Annotated in this window: 5 protein-coding genes; 4 read left to right on the top strand and 1 reads right to left on the bottom strand. The window is 70.9% G+C overall.

What is annotated here, in order from left to right; genetic code table 11:
- Nucleotides 1–46: 46 nt before the first annotated feature.
- Nucleotides 47–1,780: a carbohydrate-binding protein gene (locus ACFRCR_RS03220; protein ID WP_377675530.1), complete on the bottom strand. Its 1,734-nt coding sequence runs from the start codon at nucleotides 1,778–1,780 to the stop codon at nucleotides 47–49.
- 287 nt (nucleotides 1,781–2,067) lie between these two features.
- Between ACFRCR_RS03220 and ACFRCR_RS03215 the strand changes: the two genes are divergently transcribed.
- The 4 genes from ACFRCR_RS03215 (at nucleotide 2,068) to ACFRCR_RS03200 (ending at nucleotide 7,233) form a co-directional block, all read left to right on the top strand.
- Nucleotides 2,068–2,685, top strand: a complete 618-nt coding sequence (locus ACFRCR_RS03215) for a DUF305 domain-containing protein (RefSeq protein WP_377675528.1) — start codon at nucleotides 2,068–2,070, stop codon at nucleotides 2,683–2,685.
- A gap of 175 nt (nucleotides 2,686–2,860) precedes the next feature.
- Nucleotides 2,861–4,447, top strand: a complete 1,587-nt coding sequence (locus ACFRCR_RS03210; protein ID WP_377675526.1) for an MDR family MFS transporter — start codon at nucleotides 2,861–2,863, stop codon at nucleotides 4,445–4,447.
- Between the two features lie 144 nt (nucleotides 4,448–4,591).
- Nucleotides 4,592–5,602, top strand: a complete 1,011-nt coding sequence (glsA, locus tag ACFRCR_RS03205) for a glutaminase A (protein WP_377675524.1) — start codon at nucleotides 4,592–4,594, stop codon at nucleotides 5,600–5,602.
- 23 nt (nucleotides 5,603–5,625) lie between these two features.
- On the top strand, nucleotides 5,626–7,233 hold the full coding sequence (locus ACFRCR_RS03200) for an MFS transporter (RefSeq protein ID WP_377675522.1): 1,608 nt from the start codon (nucleotides 5,626–5,628) through the stop codon (nucleotides 7,231–7,233).
- The last annotated feature ends 2 nt before the right edge of the window (nucleotides 7,234–7,235 follow it).

Genomic DNA, 7,235 nt, shown 5'->3' with positions numbered 1-7,235 from the left:
CCGTCGGGCAGTGGTCACCGGGGCCGCAGCACGGGCGCGACGCAGGTCAGCCCTGCGGCGCCCACGGTCCCCAGCGGTCGCCCGGGACCTGGTTCCTCGTCCACCACTTCGCGGTGTACGTGGTGCCGTCATGGGTCACGGTGTCGCCCGAGGAGTAGACGCGGGTCGGCTTCCACGCCCCGACGCCCTTCGAGTCGACGCCCGCGATCTCCTCCCACGGACCCCACGGGTCCCCCGGGGTCTGGCCCGAGGTCCACCACTGGGCCCGCCAGACGGCGCCGGCGTACGTGACGGTTGCTCCGCCCGCGTAGGCCGTCTTCCTCGACCAGGCGGCCGGCTCGACGTACGTCGGCTGGGCCTGGGGGTTGAGCTCGTCCGTCAGGACCGACTTCGCGGCGTTGGTCACCGGGTCGTCGAGCAGCAGGACGTCGAGGCCCTTCTGGATGTCGTTCGAGACGATCGCACCGTTGTACCAGTAGGCCGACCACGACCCGCCGAGGATCAGCCGGTCGGACGACAGCGCGCCGCGGTCGAACCATGCGATCTCGACCGGGTTGGCCGAGTCCGTGAAGTCCCACACCGAGATGCCGCCCTGGTACCAGGCCTGGACCATGACGTCGCGGCCCGGGACGGGGATGAGCGAGCCGTTGTGCGCGACGCAGTTCTCGGTCGCGGCCTGCTCGCGCGGGATCTTGTAGTAGCTCTTGAACACGAGCTGGCCGTCGACGATGTCGTAGATCGCGTCCGCGCCCTTCTCGGGCCCGACCGTCGCGTTGCAGGTCGGTGCGCCCCCGCCGCCGAGCTCGTCGGTGAAGACGACCTTGGTGCCCGCGTTGTTGAACGTCGCCGAATGCCAGAACGCGAAGTTCGTCGTGTCCCGGACGACCTCGGTGACCACGGGGTGCGCGCGGTCGGAGATGTCCATGAGGATGCCGTCGCCCATGCACGCGCCCGCCGCGATGTCCTTCGACGGGTAGGTCGTGATGTCGTGGCAGCCCGACGTCGTGCTCGAGCCGTTGCCGCCCGGGTTGCCGCCGTCGGGGAAGAGGACGGGCGTCGAGACGAGCTCGGCCGACGCCGGGTCGTCGACCGGGATCTGCACGACGCTGATGAGGTCGTGCGGCGGCTTGCAGTCGGGGAACGCGGCGTTGGGGGAGTAGGACGAGACGTACACGAACAGGTCCTTGCCGTCCTTCGACGGTGCGAGCGAGTTCGTGTGCGAGCCGCACTGGGTCTCGACGGCCGACACGTACCGCGGTGACGTCGGGTCGGAGATGTCGAAGACCTTGAGGCCCTCCCACGAGTCCTTGATCGTGGCGCTCTGGGCGACGTTGTCGCACGAGGCGTTGCTGCGCGAGGAGTCGGTGCTCAGGACGAGGAGGTCGCCGTAGACCGAGATGTCGTTCTGGGAGCCGGCGCACACGACCTGCGCGACCTGCTGCGGGTTCGTCGGGTCGGCGACGTCGTAGACCGTGAACCCCCCGTAGTTGCCGGCGAACGCGTAGCGGCCCTGGAAGGCGAGGTCGCTGTTGTACTGGCCCTCGGGAGCGAAGGCACCGTTCTTGGGGATGTTGGCGACGAGGGTCAGGTTGGGGCTGCCGGCGATCTCCCCGGGGGCCAGGACGTCGGTGGCCTGGGCGAGGGGGGCGAGGCGTTGTGCGGGGAGCGAGGACGGGGCCTGGTCGAGGAGCTCGGCCACCGCCTCGGGAGATCCGTCGGACGGTTCGGCGTACGCCGCCGACGCGACCGCGAGCGAGGAGACGGCGAGGGTGGCTGCCACGGACGAGGCGAGCAGGACCCGGCTCTTGCGCCTGTGCGTTCTTCGATGCACGAGGGAAACACCTCCTTGATAGGGTTCTGCGCATTCTGACCGGCAAATGTGACATGCACCACTTAAACGGGATGGTTCCGGCGAGGTTTTACACGGAGGGAACAGGGCGGATGCGGAGTTTTCCCGGTGGAAACGCAGGATGGTGGAGCGGGGCCCTTCCGGGCTGCCGAGGGCTGACCTGCGGGTTCGTCGTCGCCGGGCTGGCGCTCGCGGTCTCGGGGTGCACAGGCGACCCGGTGCCGACGTCCACCCCGTCGAGCGTCGTCGTCCAGCCCGGGCTGCCGGGCGAGGGCAACGAGACCGTCTCGCCCGAGGACTTCGACGGCGCCCCGGCCGAGGGCTCCTGGAACCAGGCGGACGTCGGGTTCGTCGCCGGGATGATCGAGCACCACCTGCAGGCCCTGGAGATCGCCGCGCTCGCGCCGGACCGCGCCGAGTCCGACGCCGTCCGCGCCTTCGCCGAGCGTGTCACCGCCGGGCAGGGGCCCGAGATCCACGCCCTCGCGTCGTGGCTGCAGGCGCGCGACGTCGAGGTGCCCGAGGGAGCGGAGGCCGCGGGCGGCACGGGCCCGCGCGTCCCCGAGGGTGCGGGCCGCGCGCACGGGAGCCACGGCGAGGCCGTCGTCGGGATGCTCACCGACGAGCAGATGGCGGCGCTCGCAGGTGCGGGCGGCGCGACGTTCGACCGCCTCTTCCTCGAGGGCATGATCGCGCACCACCAGGGCGCGCTCGACATGGTCGACGTCGTGCTCGTCGACGGTCAGGACCTGTTCGCGCACGAGATCGCCGCCGAGACGGCGTCGGGGCAGGGCGGAGAGATCGACCGGATGCGGGACCTCCTCGACGGGCTCTGAGCACCGGGGAACCCGCCAGGTGTTGCGCCCTCCAGGACCTCGGACGACCATCGAGGAGGGCGAGCGGCGGGCCTCCCGGGCCGTTCCCGACCGTCGGCCCCGGTCGCATCCTCCGCGCGCGGGCCCGTCTCCCGCCCGGCGCTGCCCTGTCCGGCACGCCAGTGAGGAAGCTGCGATGAGCGACGCCACGTCCCGTGCCGCGACGACGGGCGAGCCGGAGATCGTGCTCTCGAAGGGCACGGTGTACGTGATCTTCAGCTCCCTGCTGGCCGCGATGTTCCTGTCCGCGCTGGACCAGTCGGTCGTGGGCACGGCGTTGCCGACGATCGTGGGCGACCTCGGCGCGGCGCAGGACGAGGGCTGGATCATCACGGCCTACCTGCTCGCGATCGCGATCGTGATGCCGATCTACGGCAAGATCGGCGACGTGCGCGGGCGCCGGGTGCCCTTCCTGGTGGCGATCGCGATCTTCGTGGTGGGGTCGACCGGGTCCGCGCTGTCGGGCTCGTTCGTCGAGCTCGTGGCCTGGCGCTCGGTCCAGGGGCTGGGCGCCGGGGGGCTCGTGATCCTGAGCCAGGCGATCATCGCCGACATCGTCTCGGCCCGGGACCGGGGCAGGTACATGGGCCCCATGGGTGCGGTCTTCGGCATCGCGACGGTCGCCGGCCCGCTGCTGGGCGGCTGGTTCACCGAGGGCCCCGGGTGGCGATGGTGCTTCTGGCTCAACGTCCCGATCGGGCTGACCGCGCTCGCGATCGCCTGGTTCAAGCTCCGGCTCCCGTCGCGCACACCGAGCCGCCGGTTCGACGTCGGCGGCGCGGCCCTGATGGCGGTCACGACCGCGGGCATCGTGCTCCTCACGAGCTGGAGCACGATCTCGAGCGACAAGAAGTACGACTGGAGCAGCCCGGCTCTCCTCACGGTGCTGGTCGTGGCGGTCCTCGCGTTCGTCGGCTTCCTCGTGGTGGAGACCAGGGTGGCCGACCCCCTCATCCCGCTGCACCTGTTCAAGAGCCCGACGTTCTCCGTGTCGGTCTCGATAGCCCTGGTGCTGGGCATGACGATGTTCGCGGCGCTGTCGTTCCTGCCGACCTTCCTGCAGATGGCGCAGGGCTACGGCGCGACGGAGTCCGGGCTGCTCATGCTGCCCATGACGATCGGGCTGATGATCACGGCGATCGGGTCGGGCCTGCTGATCGCACGCACGGGCCGCTACAAGATCTACCCGATCCTGGGGATGGGGATCGCGACGATCGGCCTGGTCCTGCTGACGCAGCTCACGGCCGACATCTCGATGGTGACGTTCGGCGCGATGATCTTCGTGCTCGGGTTCGGGCTCGGCCTGGTGCTGCAGACCATCGTCATCGCGGTGCAGAACTCGGTCGCCCCCGAGATGGTCGGGGTCGCGACCTCGACGAACAACTTCCTGCGGGAGATCGGCGCCGCCGTCGGCACGAGCGTCTTCTCGACCGTGTTCACCACGAGGCTCGCGTCGAACCTGAGCGACGCCGCCAAGGGGCTGCCCGCGAGCGAGGTCCCGGCGAGCTTCGGCCCGGACACGCTCACCCCGGAGGCGGTCAAGGCGTTGCCCGCCCAGCTGCACGACGTCGTCGTCACGGCCTACACCGACGCCCTGGCCCCCGCGTTCTGGTACCTGGTCCCGCTCGGCGTGATCGGCTTCGTCATCGCCTTCTTCATGAAGGAGATCAGGCTGTCCGACACGGCGGGACTGGTGGCCAGGGGAGCCGCCGTCGCGCGGTGAGCGACGCCGTCGGACCGGGGGCGTACGAGAGCGCCGACCGACACGGGCGCGCCCGCCCCGACCTGGCCTGCTGACGCTCCGAGTGCGCTCCCACGACCGCGGTGGGAGCATCACGGAGGGTTCCAGAGACGGGCGGGTGCGCGGATGGATGTCGACGACGTCGAGCAGGTGGCAGCGACCGGAGCGCTGCCCCGGTGGGACCGGGTCGAGCACCTGGTCGTCGAGGCCCACGCCCGGTACCGCGACCACGAGGCCGGAGACGTCGCCGACTACATCCCGGTGCTCGCCGCGGTGGACCGCGCACTGTTCGGCGTGAGCGTCGCCGTGGTCGACGGCGAGCTGCACGAGGCCGGGGACATCGGTGTCGAGTTCTCGGTGCAGTCGATCTCGAAGGCGTTCGTCTACGCGCTCGTGTGCGAGGCCTACGGGCACGCAGCGGTGCGGGAGCGCGTCGGCGTGAACAACACCGGGCTCCCGTTCAACTCGGTCATGGCGCTCGAGCTCAACGACGGCCACCCCATGAACCCCATGGTCAACGCCGGCGCCCTCGCGACGACCGCGATGATGCCCGGCGGGACACCCGCCGAGCAGTGGGAGAACGTCCGGACCGGCCTCTCGCGCTTCGCGGGACGACCGCTCGAGCTCGACGGCGTCGTCTACCGGTCCGAGTCCGAGACCAACATCCGCAACCGGGCGATCGCGCGCCTGCTCGAGAGCTACGGACGCATCGAGACCGACCCGCTCGAGGTGGTCGACGTGTACACGCGCCAGTGCGCGTTGCGGGTGACCGCCCGCGACCTCGCCGTCATGGGCGCGACCCTCGCCGACGGCGGCGTCAACCCCGTCACCGGGGAACGGGTCGTCTCCGCGCAGGTCTGCCGCGACACCCTCGCGGTGCTCGCCTCGACGGGCCTGTACGAGCGCTCGGGGGAGTGGCTCTTCGAGATCGGGCTCCCCGCGAAGTCGGGCGTCGCGGGCGGCATCGTCGCGGTGGCGCCCGGCAAGGGCGCGATCGGGACGTTCTCCCCACCGCTGGACTCCGCGGGGAACAGCGTCCGGGGCCAGCGTGCGACGGCCTACCTGTCCCGCGCCCTCGGCCTCAACCTCTTCGCGTCGTCCGTGCACGTCCCCGAGAAGACGGAGCCCCGCCCATGAGCCGTGTCAGCGAGGAACCTGCTGTGACCGAGACTCGACGGTCCTGGGTCCCGATGGTGGGCCTGTTCCTGGCCCAGGTCCTCATGTCGTTCAACGTCGCGGCCCTGCCCGTGTCGCTCGGCGGGATGGTCGAGGAGTTCGGCGTGCCGCCGACCGTCGTGAGCTCGACGATCGTCGTCTACGGGCTCGCGGTCGCGGCGCTCGTGATGACGGGGGCGAAGCTCGGTCAGCGGATCGGGTGGGTCGTCGTCTTCCGCGTGGTGGTGGCGACGTTCGCCGTGTCCGCGCTCATGATGATCTTCTCGCCCACCGTGGGGTGGGCCATCGCGGGCCAGGCCGTCGCGGGCGCGTCCGCCGCGATCATCGTGCCCGCGCTCGTCGCGCTCATCGCCGAGAACTACCACGGGCCCCAGCAGGCGACGGCGATCGGGTCGCTCGGCTCGGCCCGTGCGATCTCCGGCGTGAGCGCCTTCTTCATCGGCGGCGCGCTGGGCACCCTCGTCGGGTGGCGCCCCGTGTTCGGGATCGTGCTGGTCCTCGCGGTCGTCGTCTTCGTCTTCAGCTTCCGGCTGCGCTCGGACAAGGGAGACCCCGGCATCCGGATCGACCTCGTGGCGGCCGTCCTGATCGGCGCGGCGATCGTCCTGCTGACCTTGGGCTTCAACAACCTCAACTCGTGGGGGCTGCTGTACGCCTCGCCCGACGCGCCCTTCTCGGTCGTCGGGGTCTCCCCGGCGCCGCTGTTCGTCGTCGTCGGCGTGGTGCTCGGACAGACGTTCTTCTGGTGGACGCGACGGCGGGCGGCGGCCGGGAAGGTGCCCCTGGTCGACCTGACGGTCCTCGGGTCGTCGAGCGAGCGGGCCGCGGTGTACGCGATGTTCATCGTCGTGGCGCTCGAGGCCGCGCTCAACTTCACCGTCCCCCTGTACATCCAGATCGTGCAGGGCCGGACGCCCTTCGACACCGCGCTCGCGATGATGCCGTTCAACCTCACGGTGTTCGTCACGGCGACGCTCGTCGTGCGCTTCTACGGGCGGTTCAGCCCGCGCACGATCGGGGTCTTCGGGTTCGTCCTGACGACGGGCGCGCTCACCTGGCTGTCGTTCGTGGTGACGAACAACTGGGAGACGTTGCCGACGATCCTCGGGCTGCTGGTGTTCGGGGTCGGGCAGGGCGCGCTGGTCACGCTGGTGTTCAACGTGCTGGTCACGGCCGTGCCCAAGACGCTCGCCGGGGACGTCGGGTCGATCCGCGGGACCACGCAGAACCTTGCGTCGGCCGTCGGGACCGCGGTCGTCGGTGCGCTGCTCGTGACGGTCCTGGGCATCAGCGTGGCCCGCTCCGTCGTCGAGCACCCCGAGCTGCCGCCGTCGCTCGTCGCACAGGTGGACCTCGACAACGTGAACTTCGTGAGCAACGACGAGCTGCGCGAGGTCCTGGAAGGGACCGACGCCAACCAGGCCCAGGTCGACGCGGCCGTCGCGGTCAACGAGCAGAGCCGCCTCGACACGCTGCGCATCGGCCTGCTGATCCTCGCGGGCGTCAGCGCGACCGCGATCCTGCCCGCCAGCCGGCTCCCGCGCTACCGGCCCGGGGAGATCCCCGACCCGTCGCCGGAGCCGGCGGCGTGACC

The organism is Oerskovia sp. NPDC056781, assembly GCF_042789955.1.
In the GTDB taxonomy this organism is placed as follows: Bacteria; Actinomycetota; Actinomycetes; order Actinomycetales; family Cellulomonadaceae; genus Oerskovia; species Oerskovia rustica.
Note: the sequence above shows the minus strand (reverse complement) of the source record. Positions and strands in the feature narration are given on the sequence as shown.

Excerpts from the sequence above, each read along its gene's own strand:
- ACFRCR_RS03210 (WP_377675526.1), top strand. The coding sequence starts at position 2,861 with ATGAGCGACGCCACGTCCCGTGCCGCGACGACGGGCGAGCCGGAGATC.
- glsA (WP_377675524.1), top strand. The coding sequence starts at position 4,592 with ATGGATGTCGACGACGTCGAGCAGGTGGCAGCGACCGGAGCGCTGCCC.